This is a genomic window from Streptomyces sp. NBC_00986 (assembly GCF_045162565.1).
In the GTDB taxonomy this organism is placed as follows: domain Bacteria; phylum Actinomycetota; class Actinomycetes; order Streptomycetales; family Streptomycetaceae; genus Streptomyces.
The window spans coordinates 561,824-584,797 of sequence record NZ_CP108733.1; the positions used below are offsets into that span (position 1 = coordinate 561,824).

At 70.7% G+C, this 22,974-nt stretch carries 22 protein-coding genes; 18 read left to right on the top strand and 4 right to left on the bottom strand.

The genetic code is table 11. The annotated features are described in order from the left end of the window. The first annotated feature begins 39 nt into the window (after positions 1–39). From OG504_RS02375 to OG504_RS02405, 7 genes are all read left to right on the top strand, one after another. Entirely contained in the window at positions 40–1,380 is a 1,341-nt protein-coding gene (locus OG504_RS02375) for an LLM class flavin-dependent oxidoreductase (protein WP_405988153.1), read from the top strand. A gap of 36 nt (positions 1,381–1,416) precedes the next feature. Next, the gene (locus OG504_RS02380) at positions 1,417–3,153 is read left to right on the top strand and encodes an FAD-dependent oxidoreductase (protein WP_405988154.1); all 1,737 of its coding nucleotides are present in this window, start codon (positions 1,417–1,419) and stop codon (positions 3,151–3,153) included. Between the two features lie 17 nt (positions 3,154–3,170). Further along, the gene (locus tag OG504_RS02385) at positions 3,171–4,205 is read left to right on the top strand and encodes an LLM class flavin-dependent oxidoreductase (protein WP_405988155.1); all 1,035 of its coding nucleotides are present in this window, start codon (positions 3,171–3,173) and stop codon (positions 4,203–4,205) included. Position 4,206: 1 nt separating this feature from the next. After that, positions 4,207–4,956 (top strand): alpha/beta hydrolase, encoded by a 750-nt coding sequence (locus OG504_RS02390; RefSeq protein ID WP_405988156.1) that lies wholly within the window; start codon positions 4,207–4,209, stop codon positions 4,954–4,956. 55 nt (positions 4,957–5,011) lie between these two features. Next, the gene (gene ssuE, locus OG504_RS02395) at positions 5,012–5,569 is read left to right on the top strand and encodes an NADPH-dependent FMN reductase (protein ID WP_405988157.1); all 558 of its coding nucleotides are present in this window, start codon (positions 5,012–5,014) and stop codon (positions 5,567–5,569) included. Between the two features lie 303 nt (positions 5,570–5,872). Beyond that, positions 5,873–7,234, top strand: a complete 1,362-nt coding sequence (locus tag OG504_RS02400; RefSeq protein WP_405988158.1) for a bifunctional o-acetylhomoserine/o-acetylserine sulfhydrylase — start codon at positions 5,873–5,875, stop codon at positions 7,232–7,234. 11 nt (positions 7,235–7,245) lie between these two features. Further along, positions 7,246–8,376: a homoserine O-acetyltransferase gene (locus OG504_RS02405; RefSeq protein WP_405988159.1), complete on the top strand. Its 1,131-nt coding sequence runs from the start codon at positions 7,246–7,248 to the stop codon at positions 8,374–8,376. A 28-nt stretch (positions 8,377–8,404) separates the two neighbouring features. Here OG504_RS02405 and OG504_RS02410 read toward each other — a convergent pair whose 3' ends face one another. Beyond that, a complete protein-coding gene (locus OG504_RS02410) occupies positions 8,405–8,911 on the bottom strand; it encodes a MarR family winged helix-turn-helix transcriptional regulator (protein WP_405988160.1) in 507 nt (168 codons plus the stop codon). A gap of 31 nt (positions 8,912–8,942) precedes the next feature. Next, positions 8,943–9,419 carry a hypothetical protein gene (locus OG504_RS02415; RefSeq protein WP_405988161.1) on the bottom strand — a complete coding sequence of 159 codons (477 nt, stop codon included), beginning with the start codon at positions 9,417–9,419 and terminating at the stop codon, positions 8,943–8,945. Between the two features lie 137 nt (positions 9,420–9,556). Here OG504_RS02415 and OG504_RS02420 point away from each other — a divergent pair, with 137 nt between their 5' ends. Further along, positions 9,557–10,111, top strand: a complete 555-nt coding sequence (locus OG504_RS02420) for a VOC family protein (RefSeq protein ID WP_405988162.1) — start codon at positions 9,557–9,559, stop codon at positions 10,109–10,111. Positions 10,112–10,198: 87 nt separating this feature from the next. Beyond that, positions 10,199–11,788, top strand: coding sequence for an FAD-dependent oxidoreductase (locus tag OG504_RS02425; RefSeq protein WP_405988163.1), 1,590 nt, complete (start codon positions 10,199–10,201; stop codon positions 11,786–11,788). Between the two features lie 57 nt (positions 11,789–11,845). Here OG504_RS02425 and OG504_RS02430 read toward each other — a convergent pair whose 3' ends face one another. Next, positions 11,846–12,829, bottom strand: coding sequence for an NAD(P)/FAD-dependent oxidoreductase (locus OG504_RS02430; protein WP_405988164.1), 984 nt, complete (start codon positions 12,827–12,829; stop codon positions 11,846–11,848). Between the two features lie 266 nt (positions 12,830–13,095). Between OG504_RS02430 and OG504_RS02435 the strand changes: the two genes are divergently transcribed. Next, positions 13,096–13,377: a ferredoxin gene (locus OG504_RS02435; protein WP_405988165.1), complete on the top strand. Its 282-nt coding sequence runs from the start codon at positions 13,096–13,098 to the stop codon at positions 13,375–13,377. 58 nt (positions 13,378–13,435) lie between these two features. Further along, positions 13,436–14,863, top strand: coding sequence for an SRPBCC family protein (locus OG504_RS02440; protein WP_405988166.1), 1,428 nt, complete (start codon positions 13,436–13,438; stop codon positions 14,861–14,863). 56 nt (positions 14,864–14,919) lie between these two features. Here OG504_RS02440 and OG504_RS02445 read toward each other — a convergent pair whose 3' ends face one another. Continuing rightward, entirely contained in the window at positions 14,920–15,390 is a 471-nt protein-coding gene (locus OG504_RS02445) for a cupin domain-containing protein (protein ID WP_405988167.1), read from the bottom strand. A 99-nt stretch (positions 15,391–15,489) separates the two neighbouring features. Between OG504_RS02445 and OG504_RS02450 the strand changes: the two genes are divergently transcribed. The 7 genes from OG504_RS02450 to OG504_RS02480 all read left to right on the top strand — a co-directional run bounded on the left by OG504_RS02450 (position 15,490) and on the right by OG504_RS02480 (position 22,957). Then, positions 15,490–15,957 carry a hypothetical protein gene (locus OG504_RS02450; protein WP_405988168.1) on the top strand — a complete coding sequence of 156 codons (468 nt, stop codon included), beginning with the start codon at positions 15,490–15,492 and terminating at the stop codon, positions 15,955–15,957. Between the two features lie 381 nt (positions 15,958–16,338). Next, positions 16,339–17,610 carry an ABC transporter substrate-binding protein gene (locus OG504_RS02455; RefSeq protein ID WP_405988169.1) on the top strand — a complete coding sequence of 424 codons (1,272 nt, stop codon included), beginning with the start codon at positions 16,339–16,341 and terminating at the stop codon, positions 17,608–17,610. A 30-nt stretch (positions 17,611–17,640) separates the two neighbouring features. After that, on the top strand, positions 17,641–20,421 hold the full coding sequence (locus tag OG504_RS02460) for an ABC transporter permease subunit (RefSeq protein WP_405988170.1): 2,781 nt from the start codon (positions 17,641–17,643) through the stop codon (positions 20,419–20,421). After that, positions 20,418–21,149, top strand: a complete 732-nt coding sequence (locus OG504_RS02465) for an ABC transporter ATP-binding protein (protein ID WP_405988171.1) — start codon at positions 20,418–20,420, stop codon at positions 21,147–21,149. The genes OG504_RS02460 and OG504_RS02465 overlap by 4 nt, the downstream gene beginning before the upstream one ends. Positions 21,150–21,340: 191 nt before the next feature. Then, positions 21,341–22,024 (top strand): PaaI family thioesterase, encoded by a 684-nt coding sequence (locus OG504_RS02470; protein ID WP_405988172.1) that lies wholly within the window; start codon positions 21,341–21,343, stop codon positions 22,022–22,024. A gap of 100 nt (positions 22,025–22,124) precedes the next feature. Further along, positions 22,125–22,556, top strand: coding sequence for a MaoC family dehydratase N-terminal domain-containing protein (locus OG504_RS02475; RefSeq protein ID WP_405988173.1), 432 nt, complete (start codon positions 22,125–22,127; stop codon positions 22,554–22,556). Next, positions 22,553–22,957 (top strand): MaoC/PaaZ C-terminal domain-containing protein, encoded by a 405-nt coding sequence (locus OG504_RS02480; RefSeq protein WP_405988174.1) that lies wholly within the window; start codon positions 22,553–22,555, stop codon positions 22,955–22,957. Before OG504_RS02475 ends, OG504_RS02480 begins: the two co-directional genes overlap by 4 nt. Positions 22,958–22,974: the final 17 nt, after the last annotated feature.

A 22,974-nucleotide genomic window follows, 5' to 3' on the forward strand; every position in this document is an offset into this window, starting at 1 on the left:
ACCTCCCCCTGAACTCCCGCTGACAGAACAGGAACAGCCATGTCCCGCACGCTTCACCTCGCCCTGCACCCCTACGGTGTCGGCGGTCCCGGCCAGCACGGTCTGTGGAAGGACCCGCGTGTCGCGAAGAACGCCAGCATCGACATCAACTACTACATCCGGCTGGCGCAGGCGGCCGAACACGCCCTGTTCGACGCCCTGTTCATCGTCGACAGCCAGTTCATCAACTCCACCTACCCGGCGCACTATCTCAACCGCCTGGAGCCGCTGACCCTGTTGTCGGCCGTCGCCACCCACACCAAGCACCTCGGCCTGGTGGGCACGGCGAGTTCGACGTACAACTCGCCCTTCAACCTGGCCCGCCGCTTCGCCTCGCTCGACCACATCAGCGGCGGGCGGGCCGGCTGGAACGTGGTGACCAGCTTCGACACCGGCACCGCGCGGAACTTCGGGCTCGACGAGCACCTCGACTACGCCACCCGCTACGGCCGTGCCCTGGAGTTCGTGCAGGTGGCTCGGGGGCTGTGGGACTCCTACGAGGACGACGCGTTCCCGGCGGACGTCGAGCGTGGCGTGTTCCTCGACCCGGCGAAGCTGCACGAACTCGACCACGCGGGCGAGCACTTCAAGATCGCGGGCCCGCTGAACCTCTCCCGCTCCCCGCAGGGCCAGCCGGTGATCTTCCAGGCCGGGGTGTCCGAGGAGGGCCGTGATCTCGCCGCGCAGGTCGCCGAGGGCATCTTCGCGCCCGGGGGCACCCTGGAGTCGGCGCGCGACTACTACGCCGACGTCAAGAAGCGCGCGGCCGCCTACGGACGCGACCCCGAGCACGTCAAGATCCTCATCCACGGCGGCCCGGTCGTCGCCGCCACCGACGAGGCGGCCCGCCGCCGCGAGCGGGAGATCTTCGAGGAGGACGACGACTTCGGCCGCAACCTGGCGCTGCTGGGCCGGTCCTTCGGGGCGTACGACTTCAGCGTGCACGACCTGGACGCGCCCTTCCCGGATGTCGCCCACCTCGCCGAGAAGGGCGGCCGCACGGGTGCCACGCAGCTCATCGCGCGGGCCAGGGCCGAGGGTCTGACACTGCGTCAAGTGGCGGAGTCCGTCAACCAGTTCCGTCAGTCGCCGTTCGTCGGGGACCCGCGGACGGTGGCCGACACCATCCAGCAGTGGTTCGACGCGCGCGCCCTCGACGGCTTCAACCTCGCCTTCCGCACCGAGGAGGAGCTGAACTACTTCGTCGACAGCGTCGTCCCGCTCCTGCAGAAGCGCGGCCTGTTCCGCACCGAGTACACGTCCGACACCCTGCGCGGCAACCTCGGTCTGCCGGTCCCGGCCAACCGTCACTCCCGCGAGCGCCAGCTCGTGAACGACTGAGGGCCGCGCGATGACCGAACTGACAGGGGCCTCGCGATGACCGAACTGTCGGCGACGGGGGGCCGCGACGTCCACACCGTCCGCTTCCCCGCCACCGCTCCCCCGGCGACCGTCGACGTCCTCGTCGTCGGTGCCGGCCCGGTCGGCCTGGCGGCGGCCGTGGAACTGACCTCGCGGGGCGTCGAGGTCGCCGTCGTGGAGCGCGCACCGGCCGCGACCCTGGTGCGGGCCGGCGCGATGGGCCACACCCCGCGTGTCGTGGAGCATCTGCGGCGCTGGGGACTGCTCCAGCGCGTCCGGGACGCGTGGACGTACCCGCCGGAATGGCACCGGGGCACCCGGCTGCTCACCTCCCTCGCCGGGCACGAGCTGGTGCCGGTGCCCGCCCCGTCGTTCACCGCCAGGGGCACTGCCGCCGGGCACTCCGCGGACGAGGCGCTGCGCCGCCCGCAGACCGTGTTCCAGCGGGTGTTCCTCGACCACCTGACGGAACAGGGCGTCAGCGTGTCCGGCGGCTGGGAACTGACCGGTCTGCGCGAGGACGCGGACGGCGTCGACGCGGAAGTGATGGAGGTCGGCTCCGGCCGTTCACGGACCATCCGTGCCGCCTACGTCCTGGGCACCGACGGAGGCAGCAGCACCACCCGTCGCCTGGCCGGCATCGGCCGTACGGGCGAGCACGCCACCGAGAAGCGGCTGCGTCTCATCGTGCGCACCGGCGACATCGCGGACCGGGTGGGGCCCGCGCCGAGCGCGACGAACATCGTCGTCAACGCCCGCGCCGCCGGCTTCCTGGCCGCCGTGAGCGCGCGGGAGTGGCGGGTGTACGCCGGGCCGTACCCGCTCGAACACGAGCCCACCGAGGGCGAGTTGCTGGACGTCGGGCGGGCCGCGTTCGGCCTGGACATCGACCTTGAGCTGGTGTCCGCGACGACCTTCTACCACGCCACCCGGATCGCGGAGACGTTCCGCCGCGGCCGGATCCTGCTGGCCGGTGACGCCGCCCATGTCCGCACGCCCGGAGGCAACCTCGGCGAGGGCATCGGCGACGTCGTCAACCTGGGCTGGAAGCTCGCGGCGGTGCTCGGCGGTCAGGCCCCGCCGAGCCTGCTCGACTCCTACGACCAGGAGCGCCGCCCGCACAACTGGCGTGTCGCCGAGCACGCGTTGGAGCGCGCGCGGCGCTCGCAGGCCACCCTCGCCGAGATCCGGGCCGGCGGCATTCCCGACGACGCGGACCTCGGCGAGGCCGCGGTACGACGCCGAGCCGAGATCGGCGCGCGGCTGCGCCGGGACCGCTTCGGCAGTGACGGGGTGGCCTTCGACGAGCGGTACGACGCCTCGGCGGTCGTCCGGTACGAACCCGGCCAGCTCGACGCCGAACGGCCCTGGCGCGCCGACGTCTACGAGGACGACCCGCGGCCGGGCCACCGCGCGCCGGACGGTCCCGTCGACCCGAGCGGCGGAACGCTCTACGACCGCCTCGGCACCTCCTTCGGCCTGCTCGTCCTCACCGGCGACCGGACCGTCGAGAGGGCCTTCGCCGCCGAAGCCGCCGCCCGTTCCCTGCCGTTCACGGTCGTCCACCTCACCGACCCGGCGGCACGGGCGGTCTACGGCACGGCCAACGTCCTGATCCGCCCCGACCAGCACGTCGTCTGGCGCGGCACCCGGCTGCCCGACGCGGGCGCCGCCGCCGTGCTCGACCAGGTGCTGGGGCACGCCGGGGCGGCGGCCGAACCCGCACCGGTTCCCGTCACCACCGCAGCCTGACACCGAAAGGCCATCCCATGACGAGCGAGAGACCACGCTTCCGGCTCGGTTTCCTCACCCACGTCCAGGGCCGCGACGACGACATCGCCCGCACCTACCGCAACGCCCAGGAACTCTTCGTCGTGGCCGACGAGTTGGGCTTCGACGTCGGCTGGGTCGCCCAGCACCACGTCTCCCTCGGCGGGGGCGGGCTGTCCTCACCGTGGACCTTCCTCGCCCACGCGGCGGCCCGCACCACCCGCATCCGGCTCGGCACCGCCATCACCGTGCTCCCGCTGGAGGACCCGGTCCGGCTCGCCGAGGACATCGCCACCGTCGACACGCTCAGCGGGGGCCGCGTGGAGTTCGGCGCGGGCAGCGGATCGAGCGCGGTGGAGTACGCGGCGTTCGGCAAGGACGTGGCCCGCAAGCGTCAACTCACCAGCGAGAACCTCGACATCGTGCGCCAGGCCCTGGACCGCCACGAGGTGGGCACGCCCGGCTTCCGCATCCAGCCCCGGCCCGGCGACTTCACCACCCGTGTCTGGCAAGGGGTGTTCAGCGCGCAGGGTGCCCAGTACGTGGCACGGAACGGTTCGAACCTGCTGCTCAACCGGGCGGCCTACGGCTTCGACGCCCCCACCGACGAGGTGCAACGCCCTTGGGCGGACGCCTACTTGGCCGCCTGGGACCGGCCGCACCGGCCACGCATCGGCCTCTCGCGTTTCGTGTTCCCGGCCAAGGACCGGCGCACCGCGCTCGCGGCAGTCGGCGACGACGTCCACCGGGCGGCGCTGCGCATGGCGGAGCACGGCGCGTTCCCCGAGGGCCTCGACCAGGACGAGGCGCTGCGGCGCTTCCACTCCTTCTACGGCCATCCCGACGAGATCGTCGCGGCGCTCGGGCAGGAGCGGGTGCTGCCCGTCGCGACGGACCTGATCACCCAGTTCAACCCCGCCGTCCCCGACCACGACGCCGCCGTCCGCGCCCTCGAACTCATCGCGACCGAAGTGGCACCCGCGCTGGGCTGGAAGCCCGCGCGGGCGGCCGAACCCGCATCCGCAGGAGTGTGACATGACCCAGTACAGCGACTACTTCGGCCCCGAGGGCCTCCTCGTCCGGGGCACGGTCCTCGTCGTACCCGGCCGCGGCGAGACCCGGGCGACCTACGCCCGCTTCGGCAGGCGCCTCGCCGCCGACGCCTACCGGGTCCGCGTCATCGACGCCCCCGACCTCGACACCGAGGACCTGACCGCCCTCGCCGCCCGCATCACCACCGCCGCCGAGGACACGACCGCCGACGACGGTGTCGTACGACCCCTCGTCCTCGTCGGCGCCGACTCGGGCGCCGCCGCCGTGGCCGCACTGCTCGGTCACGAGTCAGACGCCCGGCCCGACGCCGTGGTCCTCGCGGGCCTTCCCGGCCGGGCCCCCGCCGCCACCGCCGGCACGTGGGACGAGGAACTCGACGTCCGCACCTCCTGCCCCGCCCACCGAGGCCTCCTCACCCAGGACGCCGAGGTGCGGCGCGGCTCGCTCGACGACGCGGTCCCGGAGGCCGTGCTCGCCGCCGCCTACGGCAGTGAGGCCGCCGTGCCGGCGCTGCTGCTCGTCGGCGACTCCGACCCCCTCGCGGACCACGAGGCACTCGCGCACACCGCCAAGTCCCTTGCCCGGGCCCGCCTTTCGGTCGTGCACGGTGCTCACCACGATGTTCTCAACGACCTCCAGCACCGGTCGGTGGCCGCCGAGGTCGTCACCTTCCTGGAGACCCTGCGCAACGAACTACGGCCGCTGATCACGGTGCGGTCGAGCGCCTGGTGAGCACGCCGACGCCCACCCGGTACTCCGTCTGAACCCGACCTCGAAAGGTCCCGTCATGGCCTCGATCCTGTCCGTCTCCGGCAGCCCCTCCCCCACCTCCCGCACCACCCGACTCCTGCGTCACCTGGACGACCGGCTCCGTCTCCAGGGCCATGACGTGACCCCGCTGGAGGTGCGCACGCTGCCCGCGCAGGCGTTGCTGGGTGCCGACTTCGGGCATCCGGCGATCGCCGCCGCCACGGCGCTGTTCGAGCAGGCGGACGGGGTGGTGATCGGTACGCCGGTCTACAAGGCCGCGTACTCGGGCCTGTTGAAGTCGCTGCTCGACCTGCTCCCGCAGTACGCGCTGACCGGCAAGACGGTGCTGCCGCTGGCCACCGGCGGCAGCACGGCCCATGTGCTGGCGATCGACTACGCGTTGCGTCCGGTGCTGAGTTCCATGGGGCCGTCGCACATCGTGCCGGGCTGGTTCACGCTCGACAAGGACATCGCGGTCGGCGAGGACGGCACGCTGACCGTGGCGCCCGCCGCCGCCACGGCGCTGGAGCAGGTCACGGATCACTTCTCGCGCGCGTTGGGCGGCCGTACGGCGGTGCTCGCGTCCACCGCGTGATCCGTGCCGGGGGCCGGCGTGGTTGTGGCAGTCGTGTTTCAACTCCCCACGTCACGCTGGTTCCCGGCCACCGGCTGTGGTTCTCTCACTGCATGACCGTGCTCGTGACCCGCCGCCACGTCGACTACGTGCGTGTCACCACCACGGCGTGTTCCGCCGTGAGCTGACGTCCCGCTCCCCTTTCTCCTCCGCGCCGCACCCCGCCGTCCGCCGCCCCGCCCGGGCGCGGTGCACAGTCCTGCGGTCCTTGACCGACCTCACGCACCCCGCACCCCGCACACGCACGCCGCACAAGGGAGAACCATGAGCCAGCCCATCGACTCCGTCACCGGGGGTCACACGCCCGAGGACGAGCCCGCAGGTCCGGACACCTCGGCCTGGTCGTTCGAGACCAAGCAGATCCACGCCGGTGCCGCGCCGGACCCGACGACAGGGGCGCGGGCGACGCCGATCTACCAGACCAGCTCGTTCGTGTTCCGCGACACCCAGCACGCCGCGGACCTGTTCGCGCTGGCCGAGCCCGGCAACATCTACACCCGGATCCACAACCCCACCCAGGACGTCTTCGAGCAGCGCGTCGCCGCCCTGGAGGGTGGAGTCGCCGCGGTGGCCCTCGCCTCCGGGCAGGCCGCGGAGACCCTCGCGATCCTGACCCTGGCGTCCGCGGGCGACCACCTCGTCTCCAGCACCTCCCTGTACGGCGGCACGTACAACCTGTTCCGGCACACGCTGCCGAAGTTCGGTATCGAGGTGTCCTTCGTCGACGACCCGGACGACCTGGACGCCTGGCGGGCGGCGGTCCGGCCGAACACGAAGGCCCTGTTCGCGGAGACGCTCGGCAATCCGCGCGGCAACGTCCTCGACGTACGAGGGGTCGCCGATGTCGCGCACGCGGCAGGGGTGCCGCTGATCGTCGACAACACTGTGCCGACCCCGTACCTCCTGCGGCCGATCGAGCACGGCGCCGACATCGTCGTCCACTCGGCGACGAAGTTCCTCGGCGGGCACGGCACGACCATCGGCGGTGTCGTGGTCGACGGCGGCACCTTCGACTTCGGTGCGCACGCCGAGCGCTTCCCCGACTTCAGCGAGCCGGACCCCAGTTACCACGGCCTGCGGTACTGGCCGGCGCTCGGCCCGGGCGCCTTCGCCATCAAGTTGCGCGTGCAGTTGCTGCGCGACCTCGGCCCGGCGATCGCACCGCACTCCGCGTTCCTGCTCCTCCAGGGCGTCGAGACGCTGAGCCTGCGCATCGAGCGGCACTCGTCGAACGCGCAGGCATTGGCCGAGTGGTTGGAGCAGCGCGACGAGGTGGCCGCCGTCCACTACCCGGGACTTGAGTCCAACCGCTGGTACGAGGCGGGGCAGCGCTACCTTCCGCGCGGCGCCGGAGCGGTGCTGGCCTTCGAACTGCGGGACGGGGTCGAGGCCGGCAAGCGGTTCGTGGACGCGGTCGAGCTGTTCAGTCATCTCGCCAACATCGGGGACGTACGCAGTCTCATCATCCATCCCGCGTCGACGACCCACAGTCAGCTGGACGAGGCCCAGTTGGCGGCGACCGGCACCTCGCCGGGGCTGGTGCGGCTGTCGGTCGGCATCGAGAACCTCGCCGATCTGAAGGCCGACCTGGAGGCCGGGTTCCGCGCGGCCAAGGGCGCGTCCTGAGCACCGTACCGATGCCGTCAGCGGTCCCCCTTCCGCCGGCCTCCGGGGCCTGGCGGGAGGGGGATCCGCCCGGGCGCCGCCAGTGGCACACCCGGGAGAAGCCCCTGGCGCTGGAGGCGGGCGGTGAACTGCCCGGTGTGCGGCTGGCGTTCGAGACCTGGGGGCGACTCACGCCGGACCGCTCGAACGCCGTGCTGGTGCTGCACGCGCTCACCGGCGACAGCCATGTCGCCGGACCCGCCGGGCCGGGTCACCCCACCGCCGGCTGGTGGGACGCGCTCGTCGGACCCGGTCAAGTCCTCGACACGCAACGGTGGTTCGTCGTCGCGCCGAACGTCCTCGGCGGCTGTCAGGGCAGCACCGGACCGTCCTCGCTCCGCCCCGGCGGCCGGAGTTGGGGCGGGAGCTTCCCCTTCCTGACCCAGCGTGACCAGGTCGCCGTAGAAGCAGGTCTGGCGGATGAACTCGGCATCGGGCGTTGGGCGTTGGTGGTCGGCGGCTCCATGGGCGGGATGCGCGCGCTGGAGTGGGCCGTGTCATATCCGGAGCGGACGGACGCGCTTCTGCTGCTCGCCACCACCGCCGCCGCGAGCGCCGAGCAGATCGCGTGGGCCGACATCCAGCTCCACGCGATCCGTTCGGACCCGCACTGGCACGGCGGCGACTACCACGATTCCGGCCGGGGGCCCCACGCGGGACTCGGTCTGGCCCGCCGCCTTGCTCACGTCACCTACCGCAGCGAACCGGAGTTGGCGGTGCGTTTCGGCCGTACGACGCAGGGTGCGGAGGACCCGTGGAACGGCGGCCGGTACCAGGTCGAGTCGTATCTCGACCATCACGCCGCCAAGTTGGTGCGCCGTTTCGACGCGGGCAGCTATGTCACCCTCTCCGAGGCCATGAACAGCCACGACATCGGCCGCGACCGCGGAGGCACACGCGCGGCGCTGCGCCGGGTGACCGCGCGGACGCTGGTCGCCGGAGTCGACTCCGACCGGCTCTATCCGCCGTACCAGCAGGCCGAGTTGGCGGCGGGGATCCCGGCCGCCGACCGGCTCCGGGTGATCGAGTCACCGTACGGCCACGACGGGTTCCTGATCGAGACGGAGCAGGTGGCCGCGCTCATCCGCGAACTCGTGGGCTAGCGGGGCGAGTTCAGGTCTGCCCGCGCTCCTACCGCCGACGCCAGGGAAGCGCTTCCTGGTCGTCCCCGGCGTCCTCCTCGCGATGGAGCGCCGCGTTGATCGCCTCGCCGATCACCGCGAACTGGCGTACCTGTTCGGGTGTGAGCGCGTCGAAGACCGCTCGGCGTACGGCCTCGACGTGGCCGGGGGCCGCGCGCTCGAGGAACTCGCGTCCCTGCGCGGTGAGCACGGCGAGCTGGCTGCGCCGGTTCTCGGGGTCCTCGTGGCGGTCCAGGTAGCCGGCTTCCTGGAGGCGGGTCACGGCGTGGGTCAGCCGGCTCCGGGTGATCTTGAGGCGCTCGGCCAGCTCCGACATGGTCAGCCTGCCCTGCGGAATCGAGGAGAGGTGGGCGAGCAGGATGTAGTCGGAGTGCGTCATCCCCGCGTCGCGCCGCAGCTGACGGTTCAGGTGGTCGGACAGGAGCGTGGAGAACTCGACGTAGGCGAGCCAGGCCCGCATCTCCTCGGCATCCAGCCAGCGTGGCGCGGTGGTCATGGTCGCACTGTAGCCACTGCCGTTTGAACTTTCACACCGCCCGGCCGGACGGGCTCGCGCCGATCCAGTCGGTGACCTGCCGTACGTACTCCCGGTAGCCGTCCCGCGCGGCGGACACGACCGCGGCGACCTCCTCCGGTTCGGCGTCCAGACACAGCTGCACCAGGACGTGGTGCGGTCCGTCCGCCGGCGCGAGGGCGGCCGCCAGTTCGGCGTCGATCAGCCCGGCCCGTTCGGCCGCGCCGAACGAGGCGGCGGGTGTGAGCGGCGGCGCCTCGCCCAACACCCCTTCGGAGACATGCCGGTTGATGGCGGAGGCGAGGTCGTTCAGGAGCGACAGGACGCGCTCGACGGCCAGTCCGGTGCCCGGGTCGTCCGCCAGGCGCGCGCTGTCCAGCCGTCCGAGCGAGTCGAGTTGTACGACCGACTTGCGCATCGTGATCAGCCGGTGCTCGATCGCCGCCCGGTCCACGGTCACCGGCGCCGTCCCCGCACTCGAAGTGGTCATCGCCGCATCGTGCCACTCCGGAGCCGTGCCCACGCGGCCGATTCCGTCTGGTGGGACTTGCGATGGACGACCGCGGAGGGCAGGGGGACAGTCGTTCCCCGGAGCCGATCGGGCCGATCACAACAAAGGGGTGCCGAGTGCGATCGTTGAGTGACCTCTTCCGCAACTTCATGCAGCTCGGATACGTGACCGACGACATCGACGCCGCGGCCGCGTTCCTGGAGTCGAGGCTGGGGACGGTCGAGTGCGTCAAGCACTTCAAGTCGTCGCTCGGCGGCGGCCTGCCGCCCGCCGGTGCCGACGCCCCGCGCGGCACCTTCGTCGTGGTGGACGGGGTGCCCGCCGACGAGTGGGTCATCGATGTCGCCCTGGTCAACGCCGGTCCGACCAACCTGGAGATCATCCGCCCGGTCGGCGGCATGGTCGACCTCTACCGCGGTGCCGTCAGGCCCGGGGAGCCGGCGACGCTGCATCATCTGGGCTTCCGCGTCGACGACTTCGACGAGGCGTCCGCGATCGTCACCGCGAGCGGCAGGTCGTGGAAGCAGTACGGGGACAGCGGTGCCATCCGGTTCGGGTACCTCGACATGACGGCCGAGCTGGGGCACTTCGTCGAGGTCATGGAGCTCGACGAGCAGGCCGCCCAGGGGTTCGCGCACCTTGAGACGGCGTCGAACGCGGGCCGCGACTGAGTGCACCGATCCATCCCGGCACGGTCCGCTTCCGTATGAGCCGGCCGTGTCGGTCCGATGCTCGACAACGTCACGAGAGGGACCGCCATGAGCGGCGAAGGCACAGCTGATTCCTACGATGTCATCGTCGTCGGCTCGGGCGCGGGGCTGGTCGGCGCGTACGCCGCGGCCTCGCGTGGGCTGCGCACGCTGGTGATCGAGAAGACGGAGTACGTCGGCGGGACCACGGCCTATTCGGGCGCCGGGATCTGGCTGCCGGGCAATGCGGCCGAGCAGCGGGCCGGCGTCGAGGACGGCCCCGACGTCGCCCGCCCTTACCTCGACGCGATCGTCGGCGACGACTCGCCGGCCGCGCTGCGGGAGGCCTTCCTCCAGGCCGGTCCGACCCTGATCGACGAGTTGGAGAAGAACCCGCGGTTCGGCCGGTTCTTCTGGCAGGGCGTGCCCGACTACTTCGCGGGCCGCCCCGGGAGCCTGCCCCAGGGCCGCACGGTCTTCCCCGAGAACCTCGACCGGTCCGAACTCGGCGACCTGGAGCCGCTGGTGCGCAGGCCGCTGTGGACGGAGCGCTGGGGAGTGGAGGTCCCGCAGGAGATGATCGGCGGGCAGGCCCTCATCGGCCGCGCCCTGCTCGCGTTCATGGAGACCGGCAACGGAACCGTGCGCACGAACACCGCGCTGGAGCGCCTGATCGTCGAGGACGGCGCGGTCGTCGGGGTCGAGGCCCTGAGCGAGGGCGGCCCGGTGACCTTCCGTGCCCGGCGGGGCGTCCTGCTCGCCGCCGGCGGTTACGAGCGGAACGGCGCGCTGCGTGAGCGGTTCCAGCCCGGGGTCACCGACGAGTGGACCCAGGGCTGCGAGGGCAACACCGGCGACGCCCTCACCGCGGGCATCGATATCGGCGCCGCGACGGACCTGCTCGACGAGTCGTGGTTCGCGCCGGGCCTCGTCGTACCCGACACCCGCCCGGTGTTCTACACATCGGTGTGGAGCGGCATCTGGGTCAACGCCGCCGGACAGCGCTACCTCAACGAACGTCTCCCCTACGACCGCGCAGGTCACGAGATGCTCAAGGCGCACCGGTCCTCGCACGTGTCGCACCTGCCCACGCACTGGGTGTTCGACCGGCGCCAGCTCGACAACAAGCGGGCGTTCGCGGGGCTGCCGGTCGCACCGCAGGTGCCCGGCTGGTTCGACGTCGAGAAGTTCCTCGCCGCCGGTGTGCTGAAGCGGGCGGACACGCTGGAGGAACTGGCGGGGCTGATCGGCCTGCCCGCGGGTGCGCTGACCGAAAGCGTCGAGCAGTTCAACGGGTACGCCCGCAACGGCAAGGACGAGCAGTTCGGCCGCGGTGAGGATCCCTGGGACCTGATGATCACGCACATGGCGGGGGCGCACACCGACGGGCCAAACCCCTGCCTGGGCGTGATCGACGAACCGCCCTTCTACGCGGCCACGATCGTGCTGTCCGACCTGGGGACCAAGGGGGGCCTGAAGACGGACGAGCACGCGCGCGTGCTGCGGCCCGACGGTTCGGTGATCTCCGGTCTGTACGCGTCGGGGAACACGATGGCCCCGATGTCCGGCCGGATCTACCCGGGCGCGGGCGGTCCCGTGGGTTCGTCGATGGCGTTCTCCTACATCGCCGCCGTCGACATGGCCGACGAGAGCCGGTAGGCCCGGACCTCCTCAACTCCCTCTCGGAGAAAGGCTCTTCGAGAGGGAGCCGGGCGTTCAGGCGGACTCGGTCGAGTGACCGGGAAACAGGGACAGCGCGGGGTCCAGGGCGACGGCCGCGTTGTTGACCGCGGTCGCCACCTCCCCGAAACCGACGGACATCAGACGCACCTTGCCGGGGTACGCCGTGACGTCGCCGGCCGCGTAGACCCGGTCGACCGTCGTACGCATCCGGGTGTCGACGACGATCGTGCGCCGCTCCAGTTCGACGCCCCAGTCGGCCAGTGGTCCGAGGTTGCTGATGAAGCCGAGGGCTGCCACGACCGCGTCGACCTTCAGCACCCGGGCCTCCTCCTCCCCGTCGACCCGCAGGTGTGCCTGGCGCAGCAGGTCGTCGCCGGCGAGGGTCTCGACCTGGGCGTTGGTGACGATGTCGACTCCGCAGGCGTGCAGTTCGCGCACGCTGGCCGCGTGGGCCCGGAACGTGCCGCGCCGGTGCACGAGGGTCACCGAGCGGGCGATCGGGTGCAGGGCGAGGGCCCAGTCGACGGCGCTGTCGCCGCCGCCGACGACGAGGACGTCACGGTCGGCGTGCTCCGCCGGGTCCGGGACGAAGTAGCTCAGCCCGCGCCCGAGGAACTCCTCCCCGGCCGGGAGGGTGCGCGGGGTGAACGTGCCGATCCCGGCGGTCAGTACGACCGCTCCGGCGTCGACGGTGGTGCCGTCGGCGAGGGTGACCTGGGGGCGCCCGTCGGGTGTGTGGGTGAGGTCGACGGCCTGGCGGCCGAGGAGGTAGGCCGGGCCGAACGCGTCGGCCTGGTCCTTGAGGGCGGTGACGACGTCGCGGCCACGGGTGCCGGGGACGGCGGCGATGTCGCGGATCTCCTTCTCCGGGTAGAGGGCGGTGATCTGGCCGCCGCACTGCGGCAACGCGTCGACCAGGACGGTCCGCAGTCCGCGGAAGCCCGCGCAGTAGGCGCCGTAGAGCCCGATCGGGCCGGCGCCGACGATGAGGATGTCTGTGGTCACGGTCTCGGCCACGGGCCGGCCTCCTGGGGAGAGTGGACGGGGCGCACTCCGGCGCTGTGGCGCGCGGACGGCGGTACGGCGACGGGCACGACGGACGGGGACCCGGCTCGGCGGGACGGTCGGCCGGCTGAGTGTAGGACGGCTCCGAGCAGCGCCGTCCGCGCAGGTCCCGGCTGATGGGACGGCCGTTGGACGGCCCCGGACGCCGAGTGGAGAGTCGTTCTCACCGCCACCGCGATGACGGCACGGCGTCCACGGGGACGAGGAGGGTGACACGCGTGAGCGATGAGGTGCGGGTGTGGATCGATCAGAAACTGTGCACGGGTGACGGTCTGTGCACCCAGTACGCCCCCGATGTCTTCGAGTTCGGTGGCGACGGACTGGCCTACGTCAAGAACGCCGCCGACGGGGAACTGCTGACGCCCGAGGGCGCGCAGGCCGATGTGGCGGAGCGGCTGCGTCTCGATGTGATCGACGCCGCCGACGAGTGCCCGGGCAACTGCATCCACGTGGTGCGGCGCGCCGACGGGACCGAGGTCGCCGGCCCCGACGCCGGCTGACGTCACCTTGCGGCCGCCTGGAGCCGTACACGCATGTCGAGTGGAGGAGTGGTGATCGGTGTCTGCAGTGGTTGAGCCCCGAGTGGACCGTCGGGTTCCGTGGTTCGAGGGCGATGTGCCCGCCGAGAAGGTCCCGGAGAAGTACCGGCTGTCCCGTGCGTTCGTGCCCAAGGGCCGTTATCTGGATGCCGAGTTCCTCAAGTTGGAACTGGAGAAGGTGTTCACGCGGGCATGGTTGCTGGCCTGCCGTCTGGAGGAACTGCCGGGCGTCGGGAATTTCGTCGAGTACGAGATCGGTGGTCATTCGATCCTGATCGTGCGGGAGGGCAAGGACTCGATCCGCGCCTATTTCAACGCGTGCCGGCATCGCGGTACACGGCTGGCGCGGGGCCGGGGCCGGGTCGGCTCGCTCATCTGCCCGTTCCACGGCTGGCGTTGGAACCTGGACGGTTCGATCAGGCTGGTGCTCGACCGTGAGGAGTTCGTGCCGCGTTCCGACGACGACCTGGGCCTGGTCCAGGTACGGGCGGAGCAGTGGGGCGGGTTCGTGTTCATCAACATGGACCCCGACGCGAAACCGCTCCTCGAATACCTCGACCCGATCCCGCGGATCTTCGCGCCGTTCCAGTTCGAGAACATGCGCTACCGATGGCACAAGAGCGTGCTGCTGCCGTGCAATTGGAAGACCGCGCTGGACGGATTCCTCGAGGCCTATCACGTGGCGGGGACGCATCCGCAGCTCTACCGCTTCGACAAGTCGAACACGAACATCGCCTCGATGAAGGAACTCGAGAACCGGATGTGGGCGCCCACGACGGTGTACGAGCGGCACGCCCACTATTCGAGTGTCGGCCCGAAGAAGAAGGACACCGCCAAGGACCCGGCCAACCGGGGCACGGGGGGCGTGACCGACGAACGGCTCAGCGTGGCGCTGAGCGTGCAGTACATCGCCGACGACATGCGGGGCCTGGAGAACGAGCGGAGCTGGCGGGCCGCCGAGGCGCTGAAGACGGCGGAGGTGCCGGAGGGGATGACCGCCGGTCAGTACTACCTCCAGCTGTACAAGGAGTTGTCGCTCGCCGAGGGCTACGACTGGCCGGAGATCACGCCCCAGCAGTGGGCGGAGGCCGGTACGGCGTGGAACGTGTTCCCGAACACGATCCTGCTGCCCAACCAGGGTTCGGTCTTCGGCTACCGGGCGCGGCCGAACGGCCTGGACCCGGACAGCTGTCTGTTCGAGATCTTCAGCCTGGACCAGGTCCCCGTCGCCGACTACGGCAAGAAGCGGGACTTCCAGCCCCAGTTCTTCGAGGACTTCCGTGAGGCCGACCTCGGCGAGATCTTCACGCAGGACCTGATGAACGCCAAGGAGGTGACTGTGGGCATGCACTCCCCCAGCTTCGACGGGCACCGGCTGAGCGAGGAGCAGGAGATGACCGTCTACAACCACCACCGGGTCGCCGACCGGTTCCTCTGGACCGACTGACCCGTCCGATCCGTGGTCCCGGCCCCCAGGGGCCGGGACACGATCATGTCGAGCACCTACCGCCGGACCCAGCCGACGTCGTGCCAGTACGTCTCCAGCTCCCGCACCGGCTTGGGCCAGGTCTCGATGTAGGTGACACCCTCGGGCCCCGCCGTCATCGTGTACGGCGTGCCGGCCCGGCTGAGGAAGACGTCCCCCGGCCCCACCCGCACGGTCTGCGGCTCGCCCGCCTCGTAGTGCTCGATGTGGTACTCACCGGCGAAGACGAACAGCATCTCGTCGACGTTGTGATGGTGCCGGGGCACCGTGAAGTCGGGCCGTACGCGCAGCGGGTTGCGGTTGAAGTGCGGTACGTCGATGGGCTTCGTGGTCACCCACATCGCCCCGTCGAACGTCGCCGCGAAGTCCACGGGCGCGTCCCGCAGCAGGCCGCCGTCGTTCCAGAAGTACTGGGGATGGCCCTGCTGCTCCAGGCCCATCGGAACCCAGTCCGCGTCTTCCACCAGATCACCGAATGTAAGAGTCACGCGGCGACCGTACGCACGCCCGGATGCGGTGTCGTGGAGAGGTTCCGCTCATCGGGATTCACGCATGACACGTCCCGGCCCGGTCCCCACTATCGGGGCATGGGAATCGAGTTCTTCAATCTGCTGTCGGACGAGGGCTGGATCGAACTGCCGGTCGACCAGTCCGCTCCCACGTATCTGTGGCACGAGGGCGGTCTCCTGGCCGACGCTCCGGTCGACATGGAGCAGACCTTCAAAGGGAACATGTGGTGGTCGACGAAGGTGGACCCGTCGTTCAACCTGAACGGCCTGCGGTGCGCACCGGGCTTCGCGGTCCCCCGCCACCACCACAACCTCGACGAGTTGATCATCGTCTTCGGCGGCGCGTTCCACGTCACCTGGGGCAAGGACGGGGAGGAGGGCAGCCGGACCATCGGTCCGGGCGAGTTCTGGATCAGCGAGGCCGGAACCCCCTATCTCATGACGGCCGGACCGGAGGGCGTCACCTACGTCGAGACCTGGCCGGAGCCGATGGAGAACCTTGAGACCTACTGGCACGACGCGGGCTGGGTCCATCGCGATCACTGACCAGCACGCTCACACATTTCGGCCCCTCATTCCTGGCACAATGCCGGATGAGGGGCCGACTGCATGGACAAGTCCCGTACGACCCATTCCAGCGTGACTCAATTGCGGATACTCTTCTTGCTTGCGAGCCGCTGCTTCCGGGGATCGGCTGCCCCTTCCTCCCCATCGGAGCAGGGTCCGTCTCGTCGCCGGTCGTGAAGTCCTCGCACACCGGCCGGCAATGGTCTGCCGCGGCGCCCGGCCATCGTGCCGTTCGACCTCCACCCGCGGCTCACTCTTCACCCTCTCGGACGGCGGCGTCGCCGCGGCTTCGGCCCACGGCGTTGCCTGTCGCTGATCGCAGCGAGTGCCGGGCACTCGCCGATACGTTGGGACACAGACATGATCGAGTCGGTCAGTCGAGCCCTCTCCTCACCCCGGTCGCGCGCCTCGGTCGCGCTGGTCTCGACCGCGGTCCTTCTCGCGGGCTGCGGCGGCAGTGGGGGTGGTTCGACCACCGCTGCCAGCACGGAAATACCCGCCGCCCTGGCGAGCGCGTTCCCGGGCACAAAAGCCACCGGCGCGCCGGTCAGGATCGGCCTCATCACCAACGAGGGCGGCGCCACCACAAGCCAGCCCGAGAACAGGGAGGCCGCCGAAGCCGCCCGGAAGTACGCCAACGCCGACCTCGGCGGAATCGCGGGCAGGCCGATCGAGTTCGTGATCTGCAAGACCAAGGAAGAACCAGCGACGGCACGGGACTGCGCGAACCAGATGGTCGAGCAGAAGGTCGACGCGGTGGTCCTGACCAGCAGCGGTCTGGGCGACTCCATGGTGCCGATCGTGACGAAGGCCGGCATCCCCTGGACGACCTCCATCGCCGCCAGCAACTCCGAGGGCACCACCCCCAACGCCTTCTCCTGGACCGGCGGTTTCCCGACGACCATGACGTCGATGGCCGCGTACGCGAAGGAGAAGGGCTACAAGAAGGTCGCCGCGTTCGTGATCGACGCGCCCGCCGCGGTCAGCGGCATCGAGGCCATCGGCAAGCCGGTCTTCGCCAAGGCCGGTGTCGGCCTGCAGATCGTCACGATAGCGGCGGGCACACCGGATGCGTCTCCCCAGGTGAGTGCCGCGCTGCGGAACAAGCCCGACGCCGTCGCCGTCGTAGGGGAGTCGACCGTGTGCACCTCCGTGCTCCAGGCGATGGGCACACTCGGGGCCGGCATCGCGCGGATGAGTGTCCAGTCGTGTGTGGCCCCCGAAGTCGTCGACGCGGTGGGCGCGGGCATGGACGGACTGCAGGTGTTCAGCAGCTTCGACGTGGCGAGCGACGACATCGAGGCCCAGCTCTACCGCCAGGTGATGAAGGAATACAGCCCCGGTACACCGACCCAGGGGTACGCGGCGATCGGGTACCAGGGCGTCCTCGGTCTGGTACGAGCCCTGCACGGCCTGACAGGCACGGTCTCGTCGAAGACGATCACCTCCGCGCTGCACTCGGCGAAGAACGTCGTACTTCCCGCCGGCCACGGCATCACCTTCACCTGCGACTCCAAGGCGGTACCGGGACTGCCGTCGGCCTGCTCAGCCAAGGAGGTCACCGGCACGGTGTCCGACGGCAAGTTGGGGCACATGCAGGTCGTCGATCCCAGCCCGTTGTTCGCGCGGTAGTCACAGCAGCCGGAGAGGGCGGTCTCACCGATGAGCCAGTACGTCGTGTTTCTGTTGCTGGGCCTGGGAAGCGGTGCGGTGTTCGGCGCGCTCGCGCTGGCCCTGGTGCTCACCTTCCGCAGTTCCGGGGTGGTCAACTTCGCCACCGGGGCGATCGCGTTGTACAGCGCGTACACCTACGCGTTCCTGCGCCAGGGCGAGTTGCTGGTGCCGCTGCCGGGTGTGCCGAAGAAGATCGGGCTCGGCGGTCCGCTCGGTCTCTTCCCTGCGGTGGTCATCTCCCTTGTCCTGGCCGCCCTGTTGGGGGTCGTGCTGTACGGGCTGGTGTTCCGGCCGCTGCGGACCGCGCCGCCGGTGGCGAAGGCCGTCGCCTCGATCGGGGTGATGCTGGTGATCCAGGCCGTGCTCGCCGCGTCGGTGGGTACGGGGGCCGTGTCGGTCAAGGCCATCCTGCCCAACGACCCGGTGTCCTGGGGCGGTTCGCTCATCCCCGGCGACCGGCTGTGGTTCGCGGCGGTGATCGTCGTACTGACCGTCGTCCTGGCGCTGGTGTTCCGGCTGACCCGGTTCGGTCTGACGGCTCGGGCGGCGGCGGAGTCGGAGAAGGGCGCGCTGGTCAGCGGGTTGTCGCCGGAGCGGATCGCCGTGGCGAACTGGGCGCTCAGCTCGGCCGTCGCCGGTCTGTCCGGCATCCTGATCGCGCCCATCGTGCCGCTGGTCCCGGTCTCCTACACGCTGTTCATCGTGCCGGCCCTGGCGGCGGCCCTGGTCGGCAACTTCACCGCGCTGATCCCGGCCGTGGGAGCCGGTCTGGTCATCGGGATGCTCCAGTCGGAACTGCAATTCCTGCAAGGGAAATGGTCGTGGCTGCCCCAGGCCGGACTGGCCCAACTGGTGCCGCTGGCCGTCATCCTGGCCTACCTCGTGGTCCGCGGCCGGCCGCTGCCCACCCGTGGCTCGCTGATCCAACAAGCCTTGGGCCGGGCGCCACGGCCCGACCGCATCCTGATCCCGGCCGTCGTGAGTACGGCCCTCGGTGTCATCGTCCTCTTCGCCACCACCGGAAGCATCCGCGCGGCGGTGATCACCTCGCTGACCCTGGCGGTGATCTCGCTGTCGCTGGTGGTCGTCACCGGGTTCGCCGGGCAGATCTCGCTGGCGCAGCTGACCCTGGCCGGGGTCGGCGCGTTCAGCCTGAGCAGGCTGAGCGTCGAATGGGGTGTCCCCTTTCCGCTCGCCCCGTTGCTGGCGGCCTTGGCGGCGACGGTGATCGGGGTGGTGATCGGGCTGCCCGCGCTGCGGATCCGCGGCCTGCCGGCGGCGGTGGTCACGGTCGCGCTCGCGGTGGCTCTGGAGGCCTTCTGGTTCCGCAACACCCAGTTCAACGGCGGCCTGGGCGGCTCGAAGGTGCCCTCGCCCCGCCTGTTCGGGATCGACCTGGGGATCGGATCGGGCGACGACTATCCGCGCATCCCGTTCGCGTTGCTGTGTCTGGTGGTGCTGCTGCTCGTCGGCCTGGGTGTGGCGTGGCTGCGCCGCAGCAGGCTCGGCGCCGCGATGCTCGCCGTGCGCGCCAACGAGCGGTCGGCCGCGGCCGCGGGGATCGACGTCGCGCGTACGAAGATCGTCGCCTTCGCGATCGGGGCGTTCGTCGCCGGGCTCGGGGGCGCCCTGCTCGGCTACCAACAGACCGTCGCCGACGCCGAGATGTTCACCGCGATCGGCGGTCTCGGCCTGTTCGCGACCGCTTACCTGGCCGGCATCACCTCGTTGTCCGGCGGTCTGGTCGCCGGGGTGATGGGAGCCGGCGGTCTGCTGCCCGTCCTCCTGGACCGGGCCCTGTCCATCGGCGAGTGGTACGACGTGATCATGGGCATCGGCCTCGTCCTCACCGTGATCACGAACCCCGAGGGCGTCGTCGGCCCGGCGCACGAACTGACGGCCCGGCTACGGCGCGGGCGCCGCCCGGCCACCGCCGACGACGCGGACACCGACGGTCTCACCGAGACCGCACCGGCCGCCCGCCCACCGGTCCCCGATCCGGGCGAGGTGGTCCTCGCGGTGCGCGATGTGGGGGTGCGCTACGGCGGTGTGGTGGCCGTGGACGCGGTCTCCTTCGAGGTGCGCTCGGGCGAGATCGTGGGCGTGATCGGGCCGAACGGCGCCGGGAAGACCACTCTCCTCGACGCGATCAGCGGATACAGCCGCAGTACGGGAACAGTCGAGTTCGACGGCCGGGTGATCTCCTCGCTGAAGCCGCACCAGCGGGGCCGGGCGGGCCTCGGACGCACCTTCCAGGGGATCGAGCTCTACGAGGACCTCAGCGTGGAGGAGAACGTACTGGTCGGGGAGGCGGCGGCCCTGCACGGCGGCGACCATGTCGGCACCGTGCAGGGGGTGGAGCTGCGGAACCGCCTGTTCGAGACGCTGCACCTGAGCCGCTTCCGGGCCCAGCCGGCGCGTGAACTGTCCCAGGGCAGACGGCAGTTGGTCTCCATCGCGCGCGCCCTGGCAGGACGACCCCGGATGCTGCTGCTCGACGAGCCCGCGGCCGGCCTGGACAGCACCGAGAGCCGCTGGCTGGGCGACCGGCTGCGGGCCGTACGGGCCGACGGCGTGACGGTCCTGCTCATCGACCACGACATGGGGCTGGTGCTCGACGTGTGCGACCGCATCGTCGTCCTGGACATCGGAAAGGTCATCGCGGACGGAACTCCCGCCGAGATCAAGGCAGATCCACGGGTCGCCACCGCCTACCTCGGTGCGACGCACGTCGATACGGACCAGGTACACGGGGAGGTCGTCCAGTGACCGGGCGGGAACTGCTGACGTGCGAGGCCGTGGACGCGGGCTACTCCAAGGGACGCCCGGTGGTACGCGGCTTCGACCTCACCCTGCTCCCCGGCGAGGTCACGGCCCTGCTGGGGCCCAACGGGGCGGGAAAGACAACCCTGTTGATGACCCTCGCCGGGCTGCTGCCTCGCCTCGACGGGTCCGTCACCCTCGACGGCCGGGAGATCCGTGGCGGGCGGGCGCGTGAGGTCGCCCGACGGGGACTGGTCCTCGTACCCGACGACCGGGCGCTGTTCACCCAGCTCACCGTGCGGGACAACCTGACGCTCGCCCGGCGGCGTCGGGGCAGCTCCGTGGACCAGGTGCTCGACTTCTTTCCGGCACTGGGAAAACGGCTGAAGGTCGCGGCCGGGATGCTCTCCGGCGGGGAGCAGCAGATGCTGGCGCTGGGCCGGGCCATGATCCAGGACCCCCGGGTGCTGCTCGTCGACGAGTTGAGCATGGGGCTGGCCCCGGTGATCGTCGAGGAACTGCTGCCGGTCGTCCGGCGGATCGCCGAGGACAGGGGCACGGCGGTCGTGCTGGTCGAGCAGCATGTCCGGCTGGCCCTCGACGTGGCGGACCGGGCGGTGGTCCTGGTGCACGGGGAAACGGTGTTGAGCGGGTCCGCCGCGAGGCTCGCGGCCGATCCCGATCTCTTGGAGCGCGCCTACCTCGGCGAGCAGGCACCGGAGCCCGTCTCGTGACCGTCGTCTCGATTCCTTCTAATGAGGATACCCATTAGGTCCATCGGGTACGAAGGGATCATCGCGGGTCCCGCGACACGGGGACGGAACGGACGAAAGGCGAACATGACGAACAGTGAGGACGCGGCCGGGGAGCTGCAGCAGGGACCGGGCCCGCATCCGGTCGGGGCCCGCGCGCAACGCGTGTCGGCGTGAGGACGCCCGGGCTTCCCGGCAATAGTCGGTCCGACAACCCGAGGCTGGGGCTGGGCATCACCGAGCCGGAGCGACTCCCGGAGATCGAGTCATGGAGCCGACCTGCCGGACCGGGCGGCGAGTCGGCAGACGGGTACGGGGAGATGATCGCGCGCCTGCGCGGCTTCCTGGACTACGTTGCGGCGGCGCGACTGGACCCCAGCACGGTGGCCGCGCTGTCGGACGACCTCGGCGCCTGGTGCGAGCGGCTCGCGGACGCGGCCGTTCCCGAGCGCGAGCAGGTCTTCGGGCACCGGGACGACATGCCCGGCCGCGGTCAAACGATGGCACCGGCCCTGCGGGTCCGCGAGGCCGACCGGTTCAGTGTCCGGGGCACGGTCCGCTTCGGCCGGTACTTCCTCGGCGGGAACGGAGCGGTCCACGGCGGCGCCATTCCGTTGCTCTTCGACGAGGTTCTGGGCCGCCTGTCGGGCTCAGCCGGTCGCACCCGGGCCCGCACCGCCTATCTGCACACCGACTACCGGTCGATCACCCCGATCGGGGCGGAACTCGACGTGCACGGCTGGTTCGTTAGCGAGGAGGGCCGCAAGCGCGTCCTGCGGGCCGAGATCCGTCACGACGGGGTGCTGTGCGCGGAGGCGGAGGGGCTGTTCATCGTCCTCAATCCCGGCCAGCCCTGACCCGGACCGCAAAAGGTAATGAACAATTCTTAGAAAGTATTGACGGTCGGTTCCGTCAGCGAAATAGTTCGATGCGGACCTACTCCGGCAAGGAGCACACATGGCGATCATGCCCATCGAGTGGGGCAAAGTGCGGGAGTACGCCACCGCCACAGCGGCGGCCCGCCCCGCCTACCTCGACGACCAGAACGCCCCGATTCCGCCGACCTTCCTGGCAACGGTGATCTACTGGAGCACCATCGGTGAGACGGTCCGCGCACCCGAGGTCGCGAAAGCGTGCGCAACGGTCGGGATCGAACCCGACATACGGAACCTGCTCTCGCTGGAGCAGGAGTACTTCTTCCACAGCCCCGTACCGCGGGCGGGCGAAACACTGCACAACTCCGAACGCCTCCACGACGTGCGGATCAAACAGGGCCGACAGGGACCGATGGTGCTGGTCCGTTTCATCGTCTCCTTCCACGACGACCAGGGACTCCTGCGCGCCGAGTGCCGGTACACCTCCGCCTATGTGCGCAAGGAGGCATCGTGATCGACCTCGCACAGGGAACCCGGCTTCCGGAGCGCACCTTCGGGCCGGTCACGATGACCGACATCGTGCGCTACCAGGGCGCGAGCGGCGACATGAACCCGATGCACCACGACGACGAACTCGCGCGCTCCGTCGGCTATCCCGCCGCCTTCAGCGCGGGGATGCTCGGCGCCGGCTGGCTCGCCGCCTACTGCACCGACCACTTCGGCGAGGAGAGCGTACGGCGCTTCCGCACCCGCTTCACCCAAGCGGTCTACCGCGGGGACCGGCTGATCGCGTCGGCCGAGGTCGTACGGCTCTTCGAGCACGACGACGAGCGACGGCTGGAGCTGGCGATCCAGCTGCGCAGGGACGACGGGGCGCTCGTGGTCGACGGCTCCGCCGAGTTCGCGCTGACGTGATGAACCCTCGCTCCGGA

Bases quoted from the DNA above. Each gene is read 5' to 3' on its own strand.
- OG504_RS02460 (WP_405988170.1), top strand. From the start codon at position 17,641: ATGAGCCAGTACGTCGTGTTTCTGTTGCTGGGCCTGGGAAGCGGTGCG.
- OG504_RS02425 (WP_405988163.1), top strand. From the start codon at position 10,199: ATGAGCGGCGAAGGCACAGCTGATTCCTACGATGTCATCGTCGTCGGC.
- OG504_RS02390 (WP_405988156.1), top strand. From the start codon at position 4,207: ATGACCCAGTACAGCGACTACTTCGGCCCCGAGGGCCTCCTCGTCCGG.
- OG504_RS02455 (WP_405988169.1), top strand. From the start codon at position 16,339: ATGATCGAGTCGGTCAGTCGAGCCCTCTCCTCACCCCGGTCGCGCGCC.
- OG504_RS02405 (WP_405988159.1), top strand. From the start codon at position 7,246: ATGCCGTCAGCGGTCCCCCTTCCGCCGGCCTCCGGGGCCTGGCGGGAG.
- OG504_RS02385 (WP_405988155.1), top strand. From the start codon at position 3,171: ATGACGAGCGAGAGACCACGCTTCCGGCTCGGTTTCCTCACCCACGTC.
- OG504_RS02410 (WP_405988160.1), bottom strand. From the start codon at position 8,911: ATGACCACCGCGCCACGCTGGCTGGATGCCGAGGAGATGCGGGCCTGG.
- OG504_RS02400 (WP_405988158.1), top strand. From the start codon at position 5,873: ATGAGCCAGCCCATCGACTCCGTCACCGGGGGTCACACGCCCGAGGAC.
- OG504_RS02450 (WP_405988168.1), top strand. From the start codon at position 15,490: ATGGGAATCGAGTTCTTCAATCTGCTGTCGGACGAGGGCTGGATCGAA.
- OG504_RS02415 (WP_405988161.1), bottom strand. From the start codon at position 9,419: ATGACCACTTCGAGTGCGGGGACGGCGCCGGTGACCGTGGACCGGGCG.
- OG504_RS02380 (WP_405988154.1), top strand. From the start codon at position 1,417: ATGACCGAACTGTCGGCGACGGGGGGCCGCGACGTCCACACCGTCCGC.
- OG504_RS02475 (WP_405988173.1), top strand. From the start codon at position 22,125: ATGGCGATCATGCCCATCGAGTGGGGCAAAGTGCGGGAGTACGCCACC.
- OG504_RS02375 (WP_405988153.1), top strand. From the start codon at position 40: ATGTCCCGCACGCTTCACCTCGCCCTGCACCCCTACGGTGTCGGCGGT.
- ssuE (WP_405988157.1), top strand. From the start codon at position 5,012: ATGGCCTCGATCCTGTCCGTCTCCGGCAGCCCCTCCCCCACCTCCCGC.